Source organism: Defluviimonas salinarum, assembly GCF_026013545.1.
GTDB classification, from domain to species: domain Bacteria; phylum Pseudomonadota; class Alphaproteobacteria; order Rhodobacterales; family Rhodobacteraceae; genus Albidovulum; species Albidovulum salinarum.
Genome location: NZ_JAPDOG010000004.1, coordinates 93,338 through 114,703, shown reverse-complemented (window position 1 = coordinate 114,703; position 21,366 = coordinate 93,338). Strand labels below are relative to the sequence as shown.

Annotated in this window: 21 protein-coding genes; 11 read left to right on the top strand and 10 right to left on the bottom strand. The window is 67.9% G+C overall.

The window, feature by feature from the left end; genetic code table 11:
• Nucleotides 1–202 precede the first annotated feature (202 nt).
• Complete coding sequence (locus OM960_RS06090; protein WP_264771373.1) at nucleotides 203–1,348, top strand: DUF6456 domain-containing protein; 1,146 nt, start codon at nucleotides 203–205, stop codon at nucleotides 1,346–1,348.
• 72 nt (nucleotides 1,349–1,420) lie between these two features.
• Here the strand turns inward: OM960_RS06090 and OM960_RS06085 are convergent, their stop codons facing one another.
• Nucleotides 1,421–2,092, bottom strand: coding sequence for an aquaporin (locus tag OM960_RS06085; protein ID WP_264771372.1), 672 nt, complete (start codon nucleotides 2,090–2,092; stop codon nucleotides 1,421–1,423).
• 143 nt (nucleotides 2,093–2,235) lie between these two features.
• Here OM960_RS06085 and lipA point away from each other — a divergent pair, with 143 nt between their 5' ends.
• Nucleotides 2,236–3,186, top strand: a complete 951-nt coding sequence (gene lipA, locus OM960_RS06080; RefSeq protein WP_263332943.1) for a lipoyl synthase — start codon at nucleotides 2,236–2,238, stop codon at nucleotides 3,184–3,186.
• A gap of 19 nt (nucleotides 3,187–3,205) precedes the next feature.
• On the opposite strand, the gene OM960_RS06075 is transcribed toward lipA, so the two are convergent.
• The 3 genes from OM960_RS06075 to OM960_RS06065 form a co-directional block, all read right to left on the bottom strand.
• Nucleotides 3,206–3,580, bottom strand: a complete 375-nt coding sequence (locus OM960_RS06075) for a hypothetical protein (protein ID WP_264771371.1) — start codon at nucleotides 3,578–3,580, stop codon at nucleotides 3,206–3,208.
• 105 nt (nucleotides 3,581–3,685) lie between these two features.
• A complete protein-coding gene (locus tag OM960_RS06070; RefSeq protein WP_264771370.1) occupies nucleotides 3,686–4,576 on the bottom strand; it encodes a cytochrome c in 891 nt (296 codons plus the stop codon).
• Between the two features lie 34 nt (nucleotides 4,577–4,610).
• On the bottom strand, nucleotides 4,611–5,075 hold the full coding sequence (locus OM960_RS06065) for a c-type cytochrome (RefSeq protein ID WP_264771369.1): 465 nt from the start codon (nucleotides 5,073–5,075) through the stop codon (nucleotides 4,611–4,613).
• A 152-nt stretch (nucleotides 5,076–5,227) separates the two neighbouring features.
• Here OM960_RS06065 and OM960_RS06060 point away from each other — a divergent pair, with 152 nt between their 5' ends.
• Nucleotides 5,228–6,097, top strand: coding sequence for a LysR family transcriptional regulator (locus tag OM960_RS06060; protein WP_264771368.1), 870 nt, complete (start codon nucleotides 5,228–5,230; stop codon nucleotides 6,095–6,097).
• 11 nt (nucleotides 6,098–6,108) lie between these two features.
• Here the strand turns inward: OM960_RS06060 and OM960_RS06055 are convergent, their stop codons facing one another.
• Both OM960_RS06055 and hpt read right to left on the bottom strand, forming a co-directional pair.
• The gene (locus tag OM960_RS06055) at nucleotides 6,109–6,300 is read right to left on the bottom strand and encodes a hypothetical protein (RefSeq protein WP_263332935.1); all 192 of its coding nucleotides are present in this window, start codon (nucleotides 6,298–6,300) and stop codon (nucleotides 6,109–6,111) included.
• Nucleotides 6,297–6,857, bottom strand: coding sequence for a hypoxanthine phosphoribosyltransferase (gene hpt / locus OM960_RS06050; protein WP_263332933.1), 561 nt, complete (start codon nucleotides 6,855–6,857; stop codon nucleotides 6,297–6,299). The genes OM960_RS06055 and hpt overlap by 4 nt, the downstream gene beginning before the upstream one ends.
• Nucleotides 6,858–6,923: 66 nt before the next feature.
• Between hpt and OM960_RS06045 the strand changes: the two genes are divergently transcribed.
• A complete protein-coding gene (locus OM960_RS06045) occupies nucleotides 6,924–7,379 on the top strand; it encodes a type II toxin-antitoxin system RatA family toxin (protein ID WP_264771367.1) in 456 nt (151 codons plus the stop codon).
• A 54-nt stretch (nucleotides 7,380–7,433) separates the two neighbouring features.
• On the opposite strand, the gene OM960_RS06040 is transcribed toward OM960_RS06045, so the two are convergent.
• From OM960_RS06040 to OM960_RS06025, 4 genes are all read right to left on the bottom strand, one after another.
• Nucleotides 7,434–8,612: an ammonium transporter gene (locus OM960_RS06040; protein WP_264771366.1), complete on the bottom strand. Its 1,179-nt coding sequence runs from the start codon at nucleotides 8,610–8,612 to the stop codon at nucleotides 7,434–7,436.
• 165 nt (nucleotides 8,613–8,777) lie between these two features.
• Nucleotides 8,778–9,251, bottom strand: a complete 474-nt coding sequence (locus tag OM960_RS06035; RefSeq protein ID WP_264771365.1) for a CinA family protein — start codon at nucleotides 9,249–9,251, stop codon at nucleotides 8,778–8,780.
• Entirely contained in the window at nucleotides 9,248–9,748 is a 501-nt protein-coding gene (locus tag OM960_RS06030; RefSeq protein ID WP_264771364.1) for a phosphatidylglycerophosphatase A family protein, read from the bottom strand. Before OM960_RS06030 ends, OM960_RS06035 begins: the two co-directional genes overlap by 4 nt.
• On the bottom strand, nucleotides 9,745–10,884 hold the full coding sequence (locus OM960_RS06025) for a bifunctional 2-C-methyl-D-erythritol 4-phosphate cytidylyltransferase/2-C-methyl-D-erythritol 2,4-cyclodiphosphate synthase (protein WP_264771363.1): 1,140 nt from the start codon (nucleotides 10,882–10,884) through the stop codon (nucleotides 9,745–9,747). Before OM960_RS06025 ends, OM960_RS06030 begins: the two co-directional genes overlap by 4 nt.
• A gap of 189 nt (nucleotides 10,885–11,073) precedes the next feature.
• Between OM960_RS06025 and dusB the strand changes: the two genes are divergently transcribed.
• The 7 genes from dusB to OM960_RS05990 all read left to right on the top strand — a co-directional run bounded on the left by dusB (nucleotide 11,074) and on the right by OM960_RS05990 (nucleotide 21,304).
• Nucleotides 11,074–12,069, top strand: coding sequence for a tRNA dihydrouridine synthase DusB (gene dusB, locus OM960_RS06020; RefSeq protein WP_264771362.1), 996 nt, complete (start codon nucleotides 11,074–11,076; stop codon nucleotides 12,067–12,069).
• Entirely contained in the window at nucleotides 12,066–13,145 is a 1,080-nt protein-coding gene (locus OM960_RS06015; RefSeq protein ID WP_263332919.1) for a two-component system sensor histidine kinase NtrB, read from the top strand. The genes dusB and OM960_RS06015 overlap by 4 nt, the downstream gene beginning before the upstream one ends.
• A complete protein-coding gene (locus tag OM960_RS06010; RefSeq protein ID WP_263332917.1) occupies nucleotides 13,145–14,512 on the top strand; it encodes a sigma-54 dependent transcriptional regulator in 1,368 nt (455 codons plus the stop codon). Before OM960_RS06015 ends, OM960_RS06010 begins: the two co-directional genes overlap by 1 nt.
• A 98-nt stretch (nucleotides 14,513–14,610) precedes the next feature.
• Nucleotides 14,611–16,884 (top strand): sensor histidine kinase NtrY-like, encoded by a 2,274-nt coding sequence (locus OM960_RS06005; RefSeq protein ID WP_264771361.1) that lies wholly within the window; start codon nucleotides 14,611–14,613, stop codon nucleotides 16,882–16,884.
• The gene (gene ntrX / locus OM960_RS06000) at nucleotides 16,881–18,284 is read left to right on the top strand and encodes a nitrogen assimilation response regulator NtrX (RefSeq protein ID WP_263332913.1); all 1,404 of its coding nucleotides are present in this window, start codon (nucleotides 16,881–16,883) and stop codon (nucleotides 18,282–18,284) included. Before OM960_RS06005 ends, ntrX begins: the two co-directional genes overlap by 4 nt.
• A gap of 125 nt (nucleotides 18,285–18,409) precedes the next feature.
• Nucleotides 18,410–19,786 carry a Trk system potassium transporter TrkA gene (gene trkA, locus OM960_RS05995; RefSeq protein WP_263332911.1) on the top strand — a complete coding sequence of 459 codons (1,377 nt, stop codon included), beginning with the start codon at nucleotides 18,410–18,412 and terminating at the stop codon, nucleotides 19,784–19,786.
• A gap of 3 nt (nucleotides 19,787–19,789) precedes the next feature.
• Nucleotides 19,790–21,304 (top strand): TrkH family potassium uptake protein, encoded by a 1,515-nt coding sequence (locus OM960_RS05990; protein ID WP_263332909.1) that lies wholly within the window; start codon nucleotides 19,790–19,792, stop codon nucleotides 21,302–21,304.
• Nucleotides 21,305–21,366 lie beyond the last annotated feature (62 nt).

The window sequence follows — 21,366 nt, the reverse complement described above, 5'->3', positions numbered from 1 at the left end:
TGACAACCGGAAGATGCAACTGGAATCGTCGCCGTTGCGGGTCTTGGCGGTGGAGCGACCGGATCGTTCAAAGAAATTTAGATTTTATCAACAATTCTCAGGGTCGTGCTCGTTTTTAACGATCAGGTAAGAAAAGCAACACACGGTTGAGTTCGTTGTGGTTAAGGCGACGTGACGGCGCTGAAGGACATCCGGGGGAAAGATGACGCTGATGGTTCACATGCAGGCCGGCTTGCCTGCCTGGTTGCCCGAAAATGCGCGCCTTTATCTGCGCCATACGGAGGAGGGGCTGTCGATCCGCGCGCTGGCGCGGAGCGAGGGCTGCCATGCCTCGACGGTGCTGCGCAAGGTTCGTGCCTTCGAGAACCGTCGCGACGATCCTCTGGTCGATGACGCACTGGACCGGCTCGGCCGGCTACATCTTCGCCTGATCGGGACGGAACGGGCACAGGAAACTTCGCGACCAGATTTTGCACAGGAAGGGAACTGCCCGATGACCGCACCGATCCGCTCGATCCAGCCCCAGATCGCCGACGAATCCACCGTCGAGCGCGAGGCGCGCCGCATTCTGCGCCGCCTCTGCGAGGCCGGTGCCCTGCTCGCGATCGCGCCGGAGATGGAAAAGGCGGTCGTCCTCAAGGGAACCGTGCGGATCGCGGTGGTCGATCGCTCTGCCGCGCAGGCCTTCGCCCTGAAGGACTGGATCGCGGTGCAGAAACCGGGCCGGGTGACCACCTACGAGATCACGGCGGCGGGCCGTGCCGCACTGAAGCGGCTCCTGGCCGAGGAGCAATCGACCCGGGCCGGCGGCTTCGCCGAGGCCCAGACGCCCTTCACCGAACAGCACCGGGTCTGGGACGAGCGTGTAGTAATGGAGCCGGGCGAGCAGACGCCGCGGCGCATGCGCTACAACCTCGCGGAAAGCCCGCTCGCCGTCCTGGCGCGGCGGAAGGAGAAGGATGGTCAGCCGTTCCTGACGCCCGATCTCGTCGTTGCCGGCGAGCGGCTGCGCGAGGATTTCGAACTGGCGCAGATGGGGCCGCGCGTCGCCCAGAACTGGGACCGCTTCCTGACCGCCGGCGACCGCGGCAGTTTCGCGGGCGACGGCGGGCTTGGCGGCGGATCGGGCAGGGCGCGCGATCGGGTTGCGGCCGCGCTAAAGGATCTCGGCCCCGGACTCGGCGACATGGTGCTGCGCTGCTGCTGCTATCTCGAAGGGTTGGAGGCGGCCGAGCGGCGCATGGGCTGGTCGGCGCGGTCGGGAAAGATCGTGCTCCGGATCGCGCTGCAGCGGCTCAAGCGCCACTACGACGAGACCAATGGCGGCAGGGCGCCGCTGATCGGATAGCACGACGGCGCCTGGAAACGGCCCCCGCTCGACACGGGGGCCGTTCGCTGTCAGGTGATCAGAAGGCGGGCGTTATGCGTCGGCACGGGTGAACCCGGCGGCGTGGAGCGCGCCCGCCGCGGCGCCGCCGGCGAGCGGCGCGACGATGTAGAGCCAGAGCTGCGCCAGCGCATCGCCGCCGACGAAGAGCGCCGGCGCAAGCGAGCGGGCCGGATTGACGGAGGAACCGGAGACCTGAATCCCCGCGAGGTGGATCAATACCAGCGTCAGGCCGATTGCCAGGCCCGCCATCGCGCCCGGAGCGCTGGAATGGGTGGCTCCGAGAATCACGGTGACGAAGAGGAAGGTCGCCACCGCCTCGAACACGAGCGCGCCCGTGGTGCCGTAGGCGCCGACCGTCGTCTGGCCAAGGCCGTTGGTCGCGATCGACCACTCGGGATTACCCGCGGCGATGACCCACAGCACGATGATGGCGAGGATCGCGCCGATCACCTGGGCGATGACATAGCCGATGAAGTCGCCGACGCTCATGCGCCCGGCGGTCACCATGCCGATCGAGACTGCCGGGTTCAGATGCGCCCCCGAGATCGCGCCGAGCCCGTAGGCGGCGGCCACGACCCCGAGGCCGAAGGCAAACGAGATTCCGATCAGGCCGATCGCGTCGGCCATGAAGACGATCGCGCTCGACCCGAGAAATACCAGAATGAATGTGCCGATCACTTCGGCGACGAGTTTCTTGCTCATGGTCCTGTCCCTTTGGTTTCCTGTTCGCGGCCGGTGCCCATTGCCTCGGGCTCCGATTCGGCGGATTCGCCCGCCAAAGCCAGATTGCCATCCGGCGCCGCAGGGCGTATTGGGATTTTGCGACCTGTTGAAGGGAAAATCTCTTGCGAGATCTCAAGATTCCGGGCCAGCGCCATCCCGAGAAGGCGCATCGAGTTGACCAGGAGCAGCCGAAGAAACCGGCCTGGATCCGCGTGAAGGCCCCGACTTCCGCCGGGTACAAGCAGACCCGCGACATCCTGCGCACCAACAAGCTCGTAACGGTCTGCGAGGAGGCGGGTTGCCCCAACGTCGGCGAATGCTGGTCGGCCGGCCACGCCACGATGATGATCATGGGCGAGATCTGTACCCGGGGCTGCTCGTTCTGCAATATCGCGACCGGCCGGCCCGACGCGCTCGACGCGTTCGAGCCGGGGCGGGTGGCCCATGCGGTCGAGACGCTGGGGCTGAAGCATGTCGTCATCACCTCGGTCGACCGCGACGACCTCGAGGATGGCGGCGCGGAGCATTTCGCACAGACGATCCGCGCGGTACGGCACCGTTCGCCGGGGACCACGATCGAGATCCTGACCCCGGACTTTCTGAAGTGTGCGCCGGAAGTTCTTGAAAAAGTTGTAGAAGCTCGCCCCGATGTCTTCAACCACAACCTCGAGACGGTGCCCGGTCTCTACCCCTCAGTCCGACCCGGCGCGCGCTACTTCCACTCGCTGCGGCTCCTGCAGCGGGTCAAGGAACTCGACCCGGCGATGTTCACCAAGTCCGGCATCATGGTCGGGCTCGGCGAGGACGGGCAGTCGGTGCGGCAGGTGATGGACGACATGCGCGCGGCCGACGTCGACTTCCTCACTATCGGCCAGTACCTGCAGCCGACGCCGAAGCACCATCGGGTCGACAGGTTCGTGACGCCGGAGGAATTCGCGGGCTACGAGAAGGCCGCCTATGGCAAGGGATTCCTGATGGTCTCGGCGACGCCGCTCACGCGGTCCTCCTACCATGCGGGCGAGGATTTCGCCCGGCTCCGGGCGGCGCGGCTGGAAAAGCTCGGCCGCGGCTGAAACGCGCGGCTCGGCTGGCTCAGAAATTCAACCCGACCGACAGGTCGAGACGCTGTCCGGCAGCGGGGGTTACGGCGAGTTCGGCTCCGGCGCGGATCTGCTTGATCAAGGTGTTGCCGAGTTCATCGGCGAACAAGGCCGTCAGACGCCGGTCAATCCGGCCGGGCGCCCCGAACCCGGTGCCTTCAAAAGACGTCACCGGCCGTATCCACTCGACCGTCGCCCGGTAAGCGAACCCGGACCGGACTTCTGGGCCGGACACCGGGCGCGTGGCCGCAATGTGGGCTGCAGCCGCGGGCGATCGGCTTTCCCGGCTCTGGGCGTGGGCCGGGACCGCCAGCACGAGGCCGATCAGGCCGAGGACGGCAGAGATACAGGGCAAACGGATCGGCATCGAAAGCTCCCGTCAGGCAACCGCCGAGTCGCGTGATTGTTCGGCGTCCCGGCTTCAGCTTTCCGCAGCAGGGTTAACGACCGGTGAATCCGGAACGACCCGGCGTCACTCAGCCGGTACAACACGCTTGAGGTAGGCGGCGATGGCCGCCCGGTCGGACGGGGCGAGATGGGAGAGGCCGTCGACCACCTCGGCCATCGCACCGCCGACCGAATCGTAGTCCGGCGTGAAGCCGGTGGTGAGGAAGGCGACGATATCGGCCTCGGACCAGGTGAGCTTCGCCGGCGTGAGGTTCGGAAACCGGCTCTTGCCGCCCGGAATGGGCGCGCCTGCGAGCCAGCGGTTCCGGTCCATCGCACCGAGGCCCCCCCTCGGCGTGTGGCATTCGCCGCAATGGCCGAGCGCCTCGACGAGGTAACGGCCCCGTGTCTCGGCTTGGTTCAGGTCGCCGGCCACCACCCAGCCGTCGTCGAGATGGAGCCGTTTCCAGAGCCCGAGGCCGAGGCGGATGTTGTAGGGGAACGCCACCTCGTGCGGCGCGCTGGGGCTCGGGTCGGCGGGCAGCGTGGCGAGAAAGGCGCGCAGGTCGACGACATCCTGCAACGTCGCCCGCGCGTAGCTCGCATAGGGAAAGACCGGGTAGTAGTGACGGCCTTCGGGCGAGACCCCGCGCAGCATCGCGTTGGCGAGACCGAGCGCGGTCCATGTCCCGATCCCCGCAGCAGGGTCGTTCGAGATGTTCGGTGCGACGAAGGTGCCGAACGGTGAGGGGAAGCGCCGGCCGCCCTTGAGCACCAACCGGTCCGCACCCTCGGCCTTCTCGGCGGAGTGGCAGGCGGCGCAGCCGCCCGCCCAGAAAACCTGCTCGCCGCGAACGGCGTCGGCCTCGAGGCCCGCCAACGCATCGGCGGGCAGCGGCTCGGGCCGGAGCACGAACCAGGCGCCGGCCGCGCCCGTCGCAGCGAGGATCGTCAGGCTGAGAAGGATCCGGCGCATCGTCGGCTCGCGTCAGGAACGAAGGCGCGCCGGATTAGTTGGCAGATGCCCGGTAGGCTTCGTGGCAGGCCGTGCAAGCATCGCCCACGCCCTTCAACGCGCCCTGAAGGCTCGCGAGATCAATCCCGGCCGCGGCCTGCATCGCGGTCGCCGCATCGACCAGCGCCTGCGCCTTGGCGCCGACATCCGAACCGCCCTCCCATATCTTGGCGAGCGCCCGCGTGTCGGGATTGGCGAAATCGTCAGAGCCTTCCGGCCAGAGCATCGACATGTCGATCGACGCGGCGGTCAGGAGGTTGTCGGCGGCCTTCTGCGCCTGTTCGGCGTTGTAGTCGACCTCGCCCTTGGCCATGGCGCCGAGAATGGCGACATTCATGGTCCGGTAGCCCATGATGCCTTGGCGCACCTTGATCTCGCGCGCGAAAGGCGCGTCCTGGGCGGTGGCGACGCCGGTGATCAGGATCGTGGCGGCGGTTATCGTCAAAAGAAAGGTCTTCATGGAAATCTCCCTGCGATTGATAAGGGGAAGGATAGCTGTGCCGAATTCTTCCACCAATCGGAAATTTCGCATGGTATTGGTGAGAATACGCACAGAGCAGCTCGCCGCGCACGGAGGCCACGACGGGCGGCACGGCGTTGGGAGAACATGTGATGCGCGAGAACTGGGACGACCTTCGTTTCGTGCTGGCGGTGGCGGAAGAGGGCTCGGTCAGCGGCGCGGCGCGGCGGCTCGGCGTCAACCACGCCACCGTCCTGCGCCGGATCGCCGCCTACGAGGAGGCGGTCGGGATCGAGATCTTCGACAAGACCGCGCGCGGCTATTCCGTCCCGCCGGTGCAAAACCGCGTCATCGAGGCGGCGCGCGAGGTCGACCGTGCCGTGCAGGCGGTCGGGCGGATGCTCCAGGGCGTGCGCTCGCCGCTGTCCGGCAACATCCGGGTGACGGCGACCGACACTTTCTGCCAGTTCGTGCTGCCTCCGATCGTGGCCGAACTGCGCTCCGAGGCGCCCGACCTCCGGATCGAGATCCTTTGCACGAACACCCATCTCGACCTCGCGCGGACCCATGCCGAGATCACGGTGCGTCCGACGCTCCGGCTGCCCGAGGATCTGGTCGGCGAAACCGCCGGGGTGCTCGGGTTCGGCCTGTTCCGCGCCAAGGGGGCGGCGACCGACGACTGGCTTGGCCTCTCGGGCCCGCTGGCGCGCACGCCGGTCGGAACCTGGATCGCCGCATCGGTCGATCCGGCGCGGATCGTTGCCGCTGCCGACAGTTTCCCGGTTCTGCGCGAGGTCGCGGCGACGGGGCAGGGGATGGCGGTTCTGCCGGATCTCCTCGGCGCCGAGGATCCCCGGCTCGAACGGGTGACGGGCATCCTGCCGGACCTGTCGGTCGATATCTGGGTTGCGAGCCATGCCGATCTGGCCGAGGTGCCGCGGATCGCCGAAACCCGCAGGCTGCTTTCAGAGGCATTGCGCGCCATCGCGCCGCGGCTTCGGGGAGCCGTTGGAGTACCCTGAGCCGGCGAGGTTCAGGGCAGCGGGCGCACCTTCGGCACGGTGCCGCCGGGATCGACGAGTGCGCCACCGGGCGCGAGACCGAGCCGTTCGAGCCCGGCCAAGGCGAGGCAAATCACGACCACCGCCGCGACGAGCAGGACACGGTTTCGCGACGGCGGGTGGCGGGCGATCCGCGCCATCCGCAGGAGATGGATCGGGTTCATGCCGGCTCACCGGCCTCCGGTTCGGTGAAGCGCACCTTGCCGATATGCGGCAGGTTGCGGTTGCGCTGCGCGAAGTCGATGCCGTAACCCACGACGAACTCGTCCGGAATCTCGAACCCGGTCCAGGTCGCACGGATATCGACCTCGCGCCGCGAGGGCTTGTCGAGCAGCGCGCAGACCTCGAGCCGCCTTGGCTCGCGACTTTTCAGGAGCCGCACGACATGGCTGAGCGTGAATCCTGTGTCGACGATGTCCTCGACGACAAGGACGTCGCGGCCGGAGATCTCGCCGCGCAGGTCCTTCAGGATCCGCACCTCGCGCGAGCTTTCCATCGCATTGCCATAGGAGGAGGCTTCGAGGAAATCGACCTCGACCGGCAGGTCGATCTCGCGCACCAGATCGGCTATGAAGACGAAGGAGCCGCGCAGGAGCCCGACCACGACGAGCTTGTCGGTACCGCCAAACGCCCGCGTGATTTCCTTGGCGAGCGCCTCGACCCGTGCCGCGATGGCCTTGGCCGAGATCATTTCGTCGATGACATAGGGTTTGTGCGGCATGGGGCCCTCTTGATCTTGTGCTCCCATTTAGCGACATGGGCCGCCAGAGTCACCAAGGGGATGGGGATGCCGACACATTCCGAAACGCGGACGATGCCCTACACCGCGGCGCAGATGTACGATCTGGTATCCGATGTCGCACGCTATCCCGAGTTCCTGCCCTGGACCGCGGCGGCGCGGATCCGCACACGGCGCAAGCGCGAGGACGGGTCCGAGCTGATGGAGGCCGACCTGGTGATCTCGTTCAAGGTGTTCCGCGAACGCTTCGGCAGCCGGGTCGTGCTCTGGCCTGACGAGCGGCGGATCGAGACGGAGTATCTCGACGGGCCGTTCCATCACCTGCAGTCGAGCTGGAACTTCCGCGACCGCGCCGTGGGGGGCTGCGAGGTGTCGTTCTTCGTCGATTTCGCCTTCCGCAACGCGATTCTGCAAAAGCTGATTGGCGTGGTGTTCGACGAGGCGATGCACCGCGTCGTGCGCGCCTTCGAGGCCCGCGCGGCGGCGCTTTACGGACAGGTCTGATCCGAAGGAGAACGGGGCCCCGAGGGCCCCGTTCACGCGACAGGTCGAGCGCGCCTACGACGTGATGTCGTAGGCACGCTCTCCGTGGGCGGCGATGTCGAGCCCGTTGAACTCGGTTTCCGCGTCGACCCGGATCGGCGTGACGAGCCCCGCGAGCCTGGCGAGGATCCAGGTCGCGGCGACGGTGAAGACCCCGACGATGGCCAGCGCGCCGAGCTGCGCGGTCCAGCTGCCCGCGCCGAAGGCCGCGATCATCACCGTGCCGAAAATGCCGCCGACGCCGTGGACGGCGAAGACGTCGAGCGTGTCGTCGATACGGATCCGGTTGCGGATGAGCGCCACCGCCTCCTGGCAAAGGACGCCCGCGACCGCTCCGATCACCAGCGCCTCGAGCGGACCGACGAAGCCGGATGCCGGGGTGATCGAGGCGAGCCCGGCGATGGTGCCGGTGACGAGGCCGACGAGCGAGGCGCGGCCGAATTTCACCCGCTCCCAGAGCGCCCAGGTGAGCGAGGCGGTCGCGGCCGAGAGATGCGTGACGGTGATCGCCATCGCCGCACCGCCGTCGGCGGCGAGCTGCGAGCCGCCGTTGAAGCCGAACCAGCCGACCCAGAGGAGCCCCGCGCCGATCGCCACGAAGCCCGGATTGTGCGGCGGCGTGGTGCGGTTCTTGCGCGGGCCGACCATCACCGCGAGGACCAGCGCGGCGAGGCCAGCGGTCTCATGCACCACGATCCCGCCGGCGAAGTCCTTCGTGCCCGTCGCGCCGAAGATCCCACCATCGGCGAGGAAGCCGCCGCCCCAGATCCAGTGCGCGACCGGCGCGTAGACGAGCAGCATCCAGAGCGCGGAAAAGAGGAGGACGAAGCCGAAGCCCACGCGCTCGGCGAAGGCGCCGAGGAAGAGCGCGGGCGTGATGATCGCGAAGGTCATCTGGAAGGCGAAGAACAGCACCTCGGGAAGGGTGCCCTTCACGGTCGTTGCATCGACGCCGGCGAGGAAGGCGCGGGACAGGCCGCCCCAGAGCGGGTCCTCGCCGCCGAAGGCGATCGAGTAGCCGCATACGAGCCAGAGCACGCTCATCAGGCAGGCGACCGCGAAGCAGTGCATGAAGACCGAGAGCACGTTCCGCGCCCGGACGAGCCCGCCGTAGAACAGCGCCAATCCCGGCAACGTCATCAGGAGGACGAGGCCCGTCGCCACGAGGATCCAGGCGGTATCGGCGCCATTCATCTGCATTTCCTTTCGCGAGCATTCCTGTCCGCGCGGAAAAGCGTGAAGTGGCCGTCGCGCAAAGCCCGTTCTTCGGAAACGCGCCGAAAATCAGGGCAGTTTGCAATCTGCCCGCAATTTGGGCGGTTTCCCGAGGTTGTGACGAAAAAACCAGCGCGGCGCGGATCAGCCGCCGAGTGCGGCGATCAGGAGGTCGAGCGCATGCGCGACCGACGCCGCCCGCACCTCGGAGCGGCCAGGGGCGCCGAACTCCACCGTCTCGACGCGCGTCGGCGCGCCCTTGCGGGCGAGGCCGAAACAGACCCGCCCCTCGGGTTTGTGCTCGGATCCGCCCGGCCCAGCGATGCCGGTGACGGCGACGGCGAGCGTCGCCCCGGAGCGGGCGAGCGCGCCCTCGGCCATCTCGCGCGCCACCGCCTCGCTGACGGCGCCGTGAGCCGCGAGCGTCGCCTCCGACACGCCGAGCATCGCGACCTTGGCGGCGTTTGAATAGGTGACGAAGCCGCGGTCGAAGATGTCGGAAGCACCCGCGACCTCGGTGACCGCGCCCGCGATCAGCCCGCCGGTGAAGCTTTCCGCCGTGGCGATCATGGCGCCTCGAGACCGCGCCAGCGACAGGAGCGTCGCCGCCCGGTTCACAGCCGCATGACCCCGTGCCAGAGGCCGGCGGCGATCATCGTCGCTACACCGGCGAAGAGACCGGCCCAGAGGTCATCCTCCATCGTGCCGGCGGCGGTATGTTTACGATCGGCGCGGCCGACGGGCCCCGGCTTCCAGATGTCGAAGAGCCGGAAGAAGAGGAAGGCCGCGACCCAGCCCGGCCAGGGGAAGTGCCAACTGTCGAGCCCGGCCCACCAGAACCCGGCGGAGGGAAAGAGGAGCGCGATCCACTGGCCCGCCACCTCGTCGATGACGATCTCCGAGGGGTCCTTGTCGGCCTGTCCCGCGACGGCCCCTGCCGTAGCCCAGAAGCCGAGCGGGATCACGAGGATCGTCGCGGCCAGCAGGAGCGGGAAATGCCCGATCCCGTGGATCACGAGGCCGAGCGCCACCGCGACCGCCGAGCCCCAGGTGCCCGGAGCGGGTCGCAGGAGCCCGGTGCCGAACCAGGTGGCGATGAGTCGCGGCAGCGTCATGGCTTCACCAGCGTCACGCAAGCGAGGGCGGCGATTCCCTCCTCGCGACCGGTAAAGCCGAGCCGCTCTGAGGTCGTGGCCTTGACGCTGATCCGGTCCGGCTCCACGCCGGTGATCCGCGCGAGTTCCCCTGCCATGTCAATAGCATGCGGGCCGATCTTCGGGCGCTCGCAGATCAGCGTCACATCGGCGTTCGAGAGCCGGTAGCCCCTCGATCGCGCAAGCTCAGCGGCATGGGCGAGGAAGGTCTCGCTCGCGGCCCCCTTCCATTGCGGGTCCGAGGGCGGGAAATGGCGACCGATATCGCCTTCGGCCAGAGCGCCGTAGATCGCGTCGGTCAGCGCGTGCATCCCGACATCGGCGTCGGAATGGCCGAGCAGCGCTTGCGTATGCGGCACCCGCACGCCGCAGAGCATGACATGGTCGCCCGCCTTAAAGGCGTGCACGTCGAAGCCGCTTCCGGTGCGGACATCCATCCCAAGCCCCACTTTCCGTTCGGCGCGGTCGAAATCGCCGGGCCAGGTGATCTTGATGTTCTCCTCCTCGCCCTCGACGATGGCGACGTCAAGCCCCGCGGCCAGCGCCACCTCGACATCGTCGGCGGCGTCGCCCGGAAAGGCGCGGTGGGCGGCGAGGATCTCCGCGAAGCGGAAACCCTGCGGGGTCTGGGCGCGAAAGAGCCCGTCGCGCGGCCGGATGCCGGTGACGCGTCCCTCCGCCCCGGTCCAGAGCGCATCCGTCACGGCAAGCGCCGGCGCCGCGGCCGGCTTGGTGTCGAGCGCGCCGAGAACGTTCTCGATGAGTGCAGCCGAGACGAAGGGGCGGGCACCGTCATGGATGAGAACCCGGTCGATCCGGGAGGGGTCAAGCGATTCCAGCGCGTTGCGCACCGATTGCGCGCGCGTCGCGCCCCCGGCGACCAGCGTCACCCGCCCGGCGAACGCGGCGAGCCCGCGCGCCATGTCGTCGGGATGCAGCACGACGACGATCCGGCCAACGCCTGCGAAGGCCTCGACCGTGCGGGACAGGAGGCTCCGCCCGCCGATCTGCCGCCATTGTTTCGGCTCGGCCCCTCCGGCCCTCATGCCGCGGCCCGCCGCAACGATGATCACCGCCGTCTTCGCGTCTTCCGCCACGCCGTCCTCCGTTTTCTCCTGCTCTAATCGCCCCGGCGCGTTCCGGCAATGGCGCGGCTGGTCGCGCCCTGCGGCAGAAGCGCCCAAAAACCGGGCAACTCTTGCCTGGACCCGATCCGGCGGGCCGTTCCGTTTGCCTTTCATGGCAAGGCCGACTAACAGAAGGGCACCTGCACAAGGATTAGGCATATGGCGCTCGATCTCGGTCCGGTCACGCTCGACCCGCCGGTCCTGCTCGCCCCGCTCGCGGGCATCACCGACCTGCCGTTCCGGCGGTTGGTCGCGTCATTCGGCGCGGGCCTCACCGTATCCGAGATGGTGGCCTCCGGAGAGCTTCTGACCGAGAAGCCCTCGGTCCGGGCCAAGGCACGGACCGATCTCGGGCTTGCCGACAGCACCGCGACCTCGGTGCAGCTTGCCGGCCGCGAGGCACGGGCGATGGCCGAGGCGGCGCGCATCGTCGCGGACATGGGCGCGCGGATCATCGACATCAACATGGGTTGCCCGGCCAAGAAGGTCACCGGCGGGCTGTCGGGCTCGGCGTTGATGCGCGATCCCGACCATGCGCTCGGGCTGATCGAGGCGGTGGTGGGCGCGGTCGATCTGCCGGTGACGCTGAAATGCCGGCTCGGCTGGGATGCCGATTGCCTCAATGCGCCCGAACTCGCCCGGCGGGCCGAGGCGGCCGGGGTCCGGATGATCACCGTGCATGGCCGCACCCGCCAGCAGTTCTACAAGGGCAGCGCCGACTGGGCGGCGATCCGCGCGGTCAAGGAGGAGGTGCGGATCCCGGTCATCGCGAATGGCGATATCATCGGTGTCGCCTCCGCGCGGACGGCCCTCGCGGCTTCCGGCTCAGACGGGGTGATGGTCGGGCGGGGCGCACAAGGGGCGCCGTGGCGGCTCGCCGAAATCGCGGCGGCGCTCTATGGCCGGCCGGCTCCGGCCGTACCGGAAGGGATGGCGCTTTCGGACATGATTTCAGGTCATTACGAGGCAATGTTGTCGTTCTACGGGCGCGAGCTCGGGGTCCGGATCGCCCGCAAGCATCTCGGCTGGTATGCCGACGAGGCGGGGATGGAGGCGCGCCTGCGGGCGCGGATCATGGTGGCGACGGATCCGGTCGAGGTGCATGCCCTGATCCGCGCCGGGATCGGCGGCGCCCTCGTGGGGCGGGCGGCATGACGCTGCCGTCCGCCGCGACGCTCTGGGCCTCGCTGCCGGTGCCGGCGATCCTGATTGATGCCGAAGACCGGGCGCTTGACCTCAATCCCGCGGCCGAGCTCTTTCTCAACATGTCGGCACGATCCTTTGCGGGTCAGCCGGTCTTCGACCGCCTCGCGATCGACGCGCCGCTCGAGGAGGTGTTCGCCCGGGTGCGCGCCAACAATGCCTCGCTTTTCATCAACGATGTCGACGTCGGCACGGGCGAACGGGCGCCGGTGACCTGCAACCTGCAGGCCGCGCCGCTGGCGGATGCGCCGGGCACGATCCTCCTGATGATCTCGCCGCGCGAGTTTGCCGAGCGACTGGGGCGCGGGCAGGGGATGAGATCGGCTGCCCGCTCGGCCATCGGCATGGCCGAGATGCTGGCGCACGAGATCAAGAACCCGCTGGCCGGGATCACCGGGGCAGCGCAACTCCTGTCGATGAACCTCGGGCCGGAAGACATCGAACTCGCTGACCTTATCGTGGCCGAGACCCGGCGTATCGTGAAGCTTCTCGAACAGGTCGAGCAGTTTGGCAACCTGCGCCCGCCTGAGGCGCGGGCGGTCAATATCCACGACGTGCTCGACCGGGCGCGGCGCTCCGCGATCCTCGGTTTCGCCGCGCATATGACGATCCAGGAGGATTACGACCCTTCGCTGCCGCCGACGCGGGGGGATGCCGACCAGCTTTTGCAGGTGGTGCTTAACCTCCTGAAGAACGCGGCCGAGGCGGCGAAGGGCCAGCCCGGCACGATCCGGATCCGCACCTTCTACGACCACGCGCTGAGGCTGCGGCGCGCCGACGGCAGTGGCACGTCGCTGCCGCTGCAGATCGAGGTCAGCGACGACGGGCCGGGCATCCCGCCCGAGATCGCCGAGGCGATCTTCGATCCCTTCGTCTCGGGGCGCGAGAACGGCACCGGGCTCGGGCTCGCGCTCGTCTCGAAGATCGTCGCCGATCACGACGGCTGGATCACCGCGGATTCCGTGCCCGGGCGCACCACCTTCCGCCTCTCGCTTCCCGTCGCCCCGAAACCTGAGGAGGGCTTCTGATGGATGGCACCGTCCTTGTCGCCGATGACGACCGCACGATCCGAACGGTGCTGACCCAGGCGCTGACGCGTGCGGGCTGCAAGGTCCATGCGACCTCTTCGCTCGTGACCCTGATGCGCTGGGTCGAGGAGGGCAAGGGCGACCTGGTGATCTCGGACGTGGTCATGCCCGACGGCAACGGCATCGAGGCACTGCCGAAGATCGCCGCCGTGCGCCCCGGCCTGCCGGTGATCGTGATCTCGGCCCAGAACACGATCATGACGGCGATCCAGGCCGCCGAGGCCGAGGCCTACGACTACCTGCCGAAGCCCTTCGACCTGCCCGACCTGATGAAGCGCGCCTCGCGCGCGTTGAGCCAGAAGCATCGCACCGCGCCGGCCGCAGCGGCGCCGCGCGAGGCCGCCGAGGACCTGCCGCTGGTCGGCCGCACCCCGGCAATGCAGGCGCTCTACCGGCTCGTGGCGCGGGTCATGAACGCCGATCTGCCGGTGCTGATCACCGGCGAATCCGGCACCGGCAAGTCGCTCGTGGCCCGCGCGATCCATGATTTCTCCGACCGCCGCACGATGCCCTTCATCACCGCCCAGGCCGCCGACCTGCACGGCGTCGACGGACCGTCATCGCTCATCGCCCGCGCCCGGGGCGGCACGATCGTCTTTGACGAGGTAGGGGATTTCGATTCCGAGCTGCAGGGCCGGATCGTGCGGATGTTCGATACGTTCACCGACAACGCGCCGCGGATCCTCGCGACGAGCCAGGAGGATCTGGCGGCGAAGCTGGAGGCGGGCCGGTTCCGAAACGATCTCTACTACCGGCTCGGCGGCGTCACCCTCGCGGTGCCCGCGCTGCGCGAGAGGGTGGATGACATCCCGCTCCTGACCGAGCATTTCCTCGCCCGCGCCGAGCGCGACGGCGCCCCGGCGCGGCGGCTGAGCGACGAGGCCACCGCTCTCATTCGCGCCTACCGCTGGCCCGGCAACGTGCGCCAGCTCGAGAACACGATTCGTAGGCTGATGTTTACTGCGCTCGGCGCCGAAATCACCCGCGCCGAAGTCGACGCGGCACTCGGGCCAGCGCCGGCCGAACTGCCCCGCGCCGGGGCCGCGGAGGAGGGTGAGCGGCTTTCGGCCTCGATCGCGCGGCATCTCAAGCGCTATTTCGACCTGCATGGCGACGGACTGCCGCCGCCCGGCCTTTATGACCGCATTCTCAAGGAGATGGAGACCCCGCTGATCGAGATCGCGCTCGACGCGACCAGCGGAAACCAGGCGAAATGCGCCGATCTTCTCGGCATCAATCGCAATACTTTGCGCAAGAAGATTACCGACCTTGATATCCGCGTGACACGGCGCCGCAAGTTGATGTAAAACAGCAACACAACGTGGCCCGCCGGTGGCAAGCGGCGCAAGGACCACGAGATATCGGCGATGGCCGCTGAGGCGGCCCAATATACAGGGGCGAGCTCGTGCAGGGCTTAGCGCGCAGTTTCTCGACGGACAGGCTGACACGTCTGCGCAAGCAGCGGCGTTTCCAGAACTATGTGACGCTCGGGCTCGTCATTCTCGGCCCGCTTCTCGCGCTGACGACGTTCATCGGCCTCGGACCGTTCGGACAGGGCGCCGATTCGAACGCCCTGCGGCTGATCCTGCTCGCCGATCTCGTCTATTTCCTCGCGCTCGGCGGCATGGTGCTTTCGCGGCTCGCGCGGATGATCGCGGCGCGGCGGGCGAAATCGGCCGGCTCGCGGCTGCACCTGCGGCTGACGGGGGTCTTCGCGGGCATCGCGCTGGTGCCGACGATCCTCGTCGCGGTCTTTGCCGGGCTCACGGTGAACATCGGCCTCGAAGGCTGGTTCTCGGACCGCGTGCGCGGCGTGGTCGGCACCTCGCTTTCCGCTGCGGAGGCCTACCAGGAAGAACACCGGCGCGACCTGATCGCCGATGCCGAGGCGCTCGGCGGATATCTCAACGCCGCCCGCCGCGAGACGTTCCTGCTTTCCGACAGCGACCTGCGCCAGCTTCTGACCCAGGGCCAGACCCAGATCCAGCGCGGGCTGCGCGAGGCCTATGTGATCGACGGCGGCGGCGAACTCAAGGCGCGCGGCGAACGCAGCTATCTCTTCGATTTTGAGAAACCCCGAGCGGATCAGATCGAACGCGCCCGCGAAGGCGAGACGGTGCTGATCGAGGACTGGTCGAACAACGAGTTCCGCGCGCTGGTCGCGCTGCCCGCCTTCGCGGACCGGTTCCTCTACGTCAGCCGCGACGTGAAGGGCCAGATCCTCAGCCTGCTCGACGAAACCCGCGCGACCGTGGACCTCTACAAGCAGCTCGAAGCCTCGCGCGGCCGCGTCGTGTTCGAATTCGGCCTCGTCTACATCGGCTTCGCGCTGATCCTCGTGCTTGCGGCGATCTGGATGGGATTGTGGTTCGCCGAGCGGCTGTCACGCCCGGTCGGGCGGCTCGCGGGTGCAGCGCAACGCGTCGGGGCCGGCGATCTCGAGGTGCAGGTGGTCGAGGAGGAGGGCGACGACGAGATCGCCATGCTCGGCCGCGTGTTCAACCAGATGACGCGGCAACTCAATACCCAGCGCCAGGCACTGATCGACAGTCACCGCATCACCGAACGGCGCCGGCGGCTCTTCGACTCGGTCCTGTCGTCCGTCACGTCCGGCGTCATCGGCCTCGACGCCGAGGGGAAGGTCGACTTCCTCAACCGCGCCGCCACCCGCTTGCTTCAACTCGACGAGACCAGCGACCACGACCGCGCCCTCGCGGACGCCGTGCCCGAATTCGCGGCGCTCTTCGACCGGCTCCGCGAGGGGATCGGCGAAGTGGCGCAGGAGGAGATCAAGATCAGCCGGGGCGGGCGGCTGGAAAGCCTGCTCGTGCGGATGGCGATCCGGCGCAACTCGGACGGGCGGCTCGAGGGCTACGTCGTTGCCTTCGACGACGTGACCGAACTCGTCTCGGCACAGCGCATGGCCGCCTGGGGCGATGTCGCGCGCCGCATCGCGCACGAGATCAAGAACCCGCTGACCCCGATCCAGCTCTCAGCGGAGCGGATCAAGCGCAAGTTCACAAGCCTCGTCGGCGACCAGGCCGAGGCGCTCGGCCAGATGACCGACGTCATCGTTCGCCAGACCGGCGATCTCAGGCGCATCGTCGACGAGTTCTCGAAATTCGCCCGCATGCCGGAACCCGACCGGCGCGATCACGACCTGTCGAAGCTGATGCGCGATGCCGTGACCCTGCAGGAGGGCTCCCTGCACGGGGCGGCGCTGGTGGCCGACCTGCCGGGAGAACCGGTGGTGGTCGAACTGGACGCGACCATGATCTCGCAGGCGGTGACGAACCTTATAAAGAACGCCGGCGAGGCGGTTGAAAGCTATATGGAAACTGGCGCAACAGAAGGGTATGCGCCGGAGGTGCGAGTGAGCATGACAGCGAGCGAGGATCTCGTCACGATCCGCATCGCCGACAACGGGATCGGGTTACCCGAGGACCGTGCAAGGCTGTTCGAGCCCTATGTGACGACCCGCGAGAAGGGCACCGGGCTCGGACTGCCGATCGTCAAGAAAATCATCGAGGAACACGGCGGCACGCTGACGCTGAGCGACGCCGACCCGTTCCAGGACGGCGCCCGGCGTGGCGCTTTGGCCGAGATTCGCCTGCCGCGCGCACGATCCGGCCGGACACAGAAGGAGAAGGCGATGGAAGCCGCCGGAGGTGGACAGTGAATGACATTCTGATTGTCGACGACGAACGCGACATCCGGGAACTGATCTCGGATATCCTGAAGGACGAAGGCTTTACGACACGGCTCGCGGCCAACTCGGACGAGTGCATGGCCGAGATCAACAACGAGCCGCCTGCGCTCATGATCCTCGACATCTGGCTCAAGGACAGCCGGATGGACGGGATCGACATCCTCAAGACCGTGAAGCGCGACAATCCCGATGTGCCGATCATCATCATATCGGGCCACGGCAACATCGAGATCGCGGTCGCCGCGATCAAGCAGGGCGCCTACGACTTCATCGAGAAGCCCTTCAACATCGACCAGCTCACCGTGGTAATCACCCGCGCGATGGAAACCTCGCGGCTCAGGCGCGAAAACGCCTCGCTGCGGCGGCGTGACGTCAGCTCCTCCGAGATGATCGGCAACTCGCCGGCGTTCCGGGTGCTGAAGGGCCAACTCGACAAGGTCACGAAGTCGAACGGCCGGGTGATGCTGACCGGCCAGCCGGGGTCCGGCAAGGAGGTGGCCGCGCGCTACATCCACGTCAATTCCAACCGGGCGAGCGGGCCGTTCGTCACCGTCTCCTCCGCCTCGATCGAGCCCGAGCGGATGGAAGAGGTCCTGTTCGGCCGGGAAACGCCGGAACGCGGCGTGGAGAAGGGCCTTCTCGAGCAGGCGCATGGCGGCGTCGTCTATTTCGACGAGGTGGCCGACATGCCGCTCGGCACCCAGTCGAAGATCCTCCGCGTCCTGACCGAGCAGCAGTTCACCCGCGTCGGCGGCGCCGACAAAGTGCGCGTCGATCTGCGGGTGATCTCGTCAACCACCCGCAATCTCCCGAGCGAGATCGCCGCGGGCCGGTTCCGCCAGGAGCTTTTCGACCGGCTGAACGTGGTACCGATTGCCGTACCGACGCTGGAGGAGCGGCGCGAGGATATACCCGAGCTTGCGCGCCACTTCGTCGAGACCTTCAACAAGGGCCAGGGCCTGCCGCTTCGGGACCTAAGCGAAGAGGCCGACGCGCTGATGCAGACGATGGCCTGGCCCGGCAACATCCGCCAGCTTCGAAACGTCATCGAACGGGTTCTGATCCTCGGCGAGGCGAGCGGTCCGATCGACGCGCGCGAACTGCCCAGCCAGAACGATGCGGGCGGCGAGGACGGGCGGATTCTCCTGTCCGGCGGGCTCGCGACGCTGCCGCTGCGCGAGGCGCGCGAGCTTTTCGAGCGGGAGTACCTTCTGACCCAGATCAACCGCTTCGGCGGCAATATCAGCCGCACTGCGACCTTCGTCGGCATGGAACGTTCGGCGCTCCACCGCAAGCTGAAGTCGCTCGGCGTCGTGACCAGTTCGAAAACCGGCGCGCGGGTCGCCCAGTTCGAGGAGGAAGATGTCTGAGCGCGATCTCGACACGGTGCCAGCGCAACAGCCGTGACTGGTCTGAGATCGGTGCTTGCTTGCGCCGTTGACCGCCTGCGGGCGCGCGCCTATCAAGAGCGTCGGCCTCGTACGGGAGATCGGGCATGAAGGTGATCATCTGTGGCGCGGGCCAGGTCGGCTGGCAGATCGCGCGCCACCTCTCAGGAGAGAGGAACGACGTCACCGTCGTCGACATGAACGCCGAGCTGGTGCGCCGCGCGACCGAGGCGCTCGACGTGCAGGGCGTGGCGGGCTTCGCCTCCTATCCGGACGTGCTTGAGCGCGCGGGCGCGCGCGATGCCGACATGATCATCGCCGCGACCTATTCGGACGAGGTGAACATGGTCACCTGCCAGGTCGCCCATTCGGTCTTCGGCATTACCCGCAAGATCGCGCGGCTCCGCGCCCAGTCCTACATGGACGCGATCTATTCCGACCTCTATCGCCGCGACCACCTGCCGATCGACGTGGTGATCAGCCCTGAACGCGAGGTGGCCGAGGCGGCGCTGCAGCGTCTCGCCGCGCCATCGACCTTCGACACCGAGAGCTTCATGAACGGCAAGGCGCAGCTTCTCGGCGTTGCCCTCGACGAAGACTGCCCGGTGCTGAACACGCCCCTGCGCCAACTCACCGACCTCTTTTCGACGCTCCGCGCCATTGTCGTCGGCATCCGCCGCGACGGCAGGCTCTTCGCGCCCGAGCCCGACGACCAGCTCTATGCGGGCGACCAGATCTACGCCTTCTCGCATGTCGAGGACGTCAATCGCACGCTCGACATCTTCGGCAAGGCGACGAAGAAGCAAGAGCGTGTGGTGATCATCGGCGGCGGCAACGTCGGCCTTGCGGTGGCACGCGCGCTCGAGGCGCGCACCGACCGAATCCGTGCCAAGATGATCGAGAAGAACCGCGAGAGCGCCGAACGCGCGGCCGACGCGCTCGAACGCACGATCGTGCTGAACGGCGACGGCATGAACATGGAGCTTCTCGCCGAGGCCAATGTCGACCGCGCCGACGCCGTGCTCGCGGTCACCGACGACGACAAGACCAACATCCTCGCTGCCGTGCGCGCCAAGCAGGCCGGCTGCAAGATGGCGATCGCGCTGATCAACGACCCGACGCTGGTCCCCCTGATGGGGGCGCTCGACATCGACGCCTATATCAACCCGCGCGCCACGACCGTGTCGTCGATCCTGCGCCATATCCGCCACGGACGGGTGCGGGCAATCTATTCGATCGGCGATGCCGAGGCCGAGGTGATCGAGGCGCAGGTCCTCTCGACCTCGCCCATCGCCGGACGGCTCGTGCGCGAGATCGAGTTCCCGGAGGGCGTGCTGGTCGGCGCGCTGATGAAGGGCGACAAGGTCGTGAAGCCGACGGGCGACACCCGCATCGACGAGGGCGATGTCGTGGCACTCTTCTGCATGTCCGGCGACGTGCCCGAGGTCGAGCGCCTGCTGCAGGTCTCGATCGACTTCTTCTGAGCCATGCGCCGCATCCTCGATCTTCCCTTCATGGTGATCCTGATCGGGATCGGGGCGCTCGCGATGTATGTGCCGGCGATTCATGGCTTCGCCACCCGCAACTACCCGGTGTCGCGCGCCTTTCTCTATTCCGGCACGCTGTTCCTGCTGCTCGCGGCGGTGCTCGGGATCGCGACCGCCGCGAACCGCCCTTCGCAGCCTGCGCGCGGCCAGCTGCTCACGCTGCTCGGGACCTTCACGGTGCTGCCGGTGATGCTCGCCGTGCCCATGGCCGAGTCGGTTCCCGCCGTCAGCCTCTACGACGCCTGGTGGGAGATGGTCTCGTCGCTCACCACGACCGGGGCGACGCTCTTCTATCCCGAAAGCCTGCCGCCGACGGTGCACCTGTGGCGCGCGCTCGTCGGCTGGATGGGCGGCTTCTTCGTCCTCGTGACGGCGGTGGCGATCCTGGCGCCGATGAACCTCGGCGGGTTCGAGGTTCTGACCGGCGCGACAGCCGGGCAGGGCGCGGTCTCGGGCGGGCAGGTCGCGCGTGGCGCGACGGCGTCCGAGCGGCTGGTGCGCTACACGCTCACGCTCCTGCCGGTCTACGGCGGATCGACGCTCGTGCTCTGGATCGGCCTGATCCTCGCGGGCGACACCGCGCTCGTCGCGGCCTGCCACGCGATGTCCACCCTCTCGACCTCGGGGATCTCGCCGGTCGGGGGAATGGGAGGCACAGGCTCGGGCGTGGCGGGCGAGTTCGTTATCTTCCCGTTCCTCGTGTTCGGCCTGTCGCGGCGGTTCTATCCGTCGGGGCGCACAATGCGAAACGCGAGCAGCCTGATCGACGACCCCGAGCTGCGCATGGCGCTTCTCCTGCTGACGGTGGTGCCGGCGCTTCTGTTCCTGCGCCACTGGGTCGGCGCGTTCGAGGTCGACGAGGTGGCCGACACCGTCGCCGCGCTGCGCGCGCTCTGGGGCGGCGTCTTCACCGTCCTGTCGTTCATGACCACGACCGGGTTCGAATCCGGCGACTGGGCCGAGGCGCGCACCTGGTCGGGACTGGCGACGCCGGGCCTCATTCTCGTCGGTCTCTCGGTGATCGGCGGAGGCGTCGCGACCACGGCGGGCGGCGTGAAGCTCTTGCGGGTCTATGCGCTCTACCGCCACGGCGAGCGCGAGATCGAACGGCTGGTCCATCCGAGCTCGATCGGCGGCGCCGGGGTCCAGGCCCGCAAACTGCGCCGCCAGGGCGCGCAGATGGCGTGGATCTTCTTCATGCTCTTCGCGCTGTCGATCGCGATCACGATGCTGGCGCTGGCGCTGACCGGTCTCGATTTCCAGGCCTCCACCACCTTCGCGGTGGCCGCGCTCTCGACCACCGGTCCGCTGGCCACGGTAGCGGGCGAGTTCGCGCTCCGCTGGGCCGAGCTCGACGCGGCCGCGCGCGCAGTCGCGGCGGCGGCGATGGTGCTGGGGCGGCTCGAGACGCTGGCGATCATCGCGCTGCTCAACCCCGACTTCTGGCGTGGCTAACGTTCGGGCGATCGTTCACGCCGGAACAACATTATTTTTTCGGTGGAAACTCCCGAAATCTT

Bases quoted from the DNA above. Each gene is read 5' to 3' on its own strand.
- OM960_RS06090 (WP_264771373.1), top strand. From the start codon at position 203: ATGACGCTGATGGTTCACATGCAGGCCGGCTTGCCTGCCTGGTTGCCC.
- OM960_RS06085 (WP_264771372.1), bottom strand. From the start codon at position 2,092: ATGAGCAAGAAACTCGTCGCCGAAGTGATCGGCACATTCATTCTGGTA.
- OM960_RS06075 (WP_264771371.1), bottom strand. From the start codon at position 3,580: ATGCCGATCCGTTTGCCCTGTATCTCTGCCGTCCTCGGCCTGATCGGC.
- OM960_RS06070 (WP_264771370.1), bottom strand. From the start codon at position 4,576: ATGCGCCGGATCCTTCTCAGCCTGACGATCCTCGCTGCGACGGGCGCG.
- OM960_RS06065 (WP_264771369.1), bottom strand. From the start codon at position 5,075: ATGAAGACCTTTCTTTTGACGATAACCGCCGCCACGATCCTGATCACC.
- OM960_RS06060 (WP_264771368.1), top strand. From the start codon at position 5,228: ATGCGCGAGAACTGGGACGACCTTCGTTTCGTGCTGGCGGTGGCGGAA.
- OM960_RS06055 (WP_263332935.1), bottom strand. From the start codon at position 6,300: ATGAACCCGATCCATCTCCTGCGGATGGCGCGGATCGCCCGCCACCCG.
- hpt (WP_263332933.1), bottom strand. From the start codon at position 6,857: ATGCCGCACAAACCCTATGTCATCGACGAAATGATCTCGGCCAAGGCC.
- OM960_RS06045 (WP_264771367.1), top strand. From the start codon at position 6,924: ATGCCGACACATTCCGAAACGCGGACGATGCCCTACACCGCGGCGCAG.
- OM960_RS06040 (WP_264771366.1), bottom strand. From the start codon at position 8,612: ATGAATGGCGCCGATACCGCCTGGATCCTCGTGGCGACGGGCCTCGTC.
- OM960_RS06030 (WP_264771364.1), bottom strand. From the start codon at position 9,748: ATGACGCTGCCGCGACTCATCGCCACCTGGTTCGGCACCGGGCTCCTG.
- dusB (WP_264771362.1), top strand. From the start codon at position 11,074: ATGGCGCTCGATCTCGGTCCGGTCACGCTCGACCCGCCGGTCCTGCTC.
- OM960_RS06015 (WP_263332919.1), top strand. From the start codon at position 12,066: ATGACGCTGCCGTCCGCCGCGACGCTCTGGGCCTCGCTGCCGGTGCCG.
- OM960_RS06010 (WP_263332917.1), top strand. From the start codon at position 13,145: ATGGATGGCACCGTCCTTGTCGCCGATGACGACCGCACGATCCGAACG.
- trkA (WP_263332911.1), top strand. From the start codon at position 18,410: ATGAAGGTGATCATCTGTGGCGCGGGCCAGGTCGGCTGGCAGATCGCG.
- OM960_RS05990 (WP_263332909.1), top strand. From the start codon at position 19,790: ATGCGCCGCATCCTCGATCTTCCCTTCATGGTGATCCTGATCGGGATC.